The organism is Methylobacterium longum, assembly GCF_022179385.1.
In the GTDB taxonomy this organism is placed as follows: Bacteria; Pseudomonadota; Alphaproteobacteria; order Rhizobiales; family Beijerinckiaceae; genus Methylobacterium; species Methylobacterium longum.
Map to the genome: position 1 here is coordinate 1 of NZ_BPQS01000149.1, position 919 is coordinate 919.

At 67.2% G+C, this 919-nt stretch carries 1 protein-coding gene; it reads right to left on the reverse strand.

Annotation, left to right across the window (positions count from 1 at the left end; translation table 11 throughout):
- A partial coding sequence (locus MFF58_RS31800) for an SGNH/GDSL hydrolase family protein (RefSeq protein ID WP_505744330.1) occupies nt 1–919 on the reverse strand: 919 nt, incomplete at both ends.

Here is a 919-nt window from a genome sequence, read left to right on the forward strand (position 1 = left end):
GCGACGATCTCGCGGGCGGGATCGTCGTAGTGGACGATGTCGTAGAAGGTCCCCTCCTCCCGGTCTCGAAAAATCCCGCTGAGGTCGAGCGCCGTGAAGGTGCGACGGTACGGGCGCCGCGCCGCGAGCTCGGCCGTGAACGCCTCCAGCTTGGCGTACTGGCGGTCGAGATAAGCCAGGAACGCCCCCGAGGCCACGCCGCGCTCCACCTCCGTGAGATGCAGCTTGCGCAGCACTGTCGGCTGCAGGACGCTCACGATCGGCACGGCGTGATCGTGGGACAGCTTGGTCAGACGGTGTGCGGCCAGCTGGTAGTGGTGGACGATGGCGTCCTCCCAGCCGGGGCTCTGCCAGCCGACCTCCGCGCGCAGCCGCTTCAGCTCCTCGTAGATCAGCGAGACCAGACCCTCGTAGGACAGGCCGTCCTCGCGGGCCCGGGGATCGTGCGTGTCGAAGAAGTGGTCGTAGAGCCGCTCGGTGATGAAGGCGTTGTAGGGGTGGCCGGGGCGCGGGTCGTAGGTCCAGGGCTGGAACAGGTCGGTGCTGCCGCTGAGCACCACGATAGCGTCTGGCGCGTAGGTCACCAGCCGCGACCAGATCAGGTGCGTCATCTGCGTGAGGCAGCTCGACATCACGCCGAAGTTGTAGACTCTCGCGTCGGCGAGCCCGTCCGCCCGCAGGATCCGCTCGATGCGGCCGGGCAGGGTCTTGGCGATGTCGCCGCCATCGATCGTGGTCGAGTCGCCCACCACCAAGATCCGGGTCTCGCCGAGGGGCTTGGCCTCGGGGATGGGAGCCGCGTTCAGGAAGCCGTGGGCATCGAACGGCACCCCGTAATGGCTTGCACCGGGTTTGCCGGCGAACTGGATGAACGGGCTCGGGTAGCGCGTGTTCGAATCGAGATAGCCGAAATGGTGCA